At 45.0% G+C, this 544-nt stretch carries 1 protein-coding gene; it reads right to left on the reverse strand.

What is annotated here, in order from left to right:
• The coding region (gene dcuC, locus R7Q48_RS30280) for a C4-dicarboxylate transporter DcuC (RefSeq protein WP_318134108.1) at positions 1-544 on the reverse strand (544 nt) is incomplete at both ends.

Below are 544 nucleotides of genomic sequence, written 5' to 3' on the forward strand. Positions count from 1 at the left end.
TTTGTTCACGACATAATGGATAAGTGCGCCAAGGAAAATAGAACCCACAACGATGGTGTAGATATCTAGACTAAGACCAGGAATCGTACGTCCATTAAATAGGAACACACCGATGATTGGTAAGAATGGTAGTGCTGCGTAAAACGCTGGTGCATCTGCTTTAATTTCTGATACGTCGATTTTTTCCATCGGCGTATTTTCTTTCTTATCTAGGTATTTGTTCCAGAAGAAAGCTGCTGCCGCCATTACGACGATTGCACAAATCGAAACAGGAAGAACAGTTTGTACCGCAAACACATCTAGCGCCAAGCCAGACTTTTCTGCAGCGATAACAACGTCACCTGAAGTAGGAGAAAGAATAATAGCAGCAGGAGATGCACACACTGCCACAGCCGCAGGACGAGAGATACCCATCGCAACCATCATTGGGAATAGGGTTGCCATCAATAAAACGCCAAGGCCTGTTGCAGAGCTCACCGCTAGAGACATCAAACACGCCACAATGTAAGCCGCTACCAAAAGGACATAAGGAGACTTGATAACA

Source organism: Vibrio sp. 378, assembly GCF_033339435.1.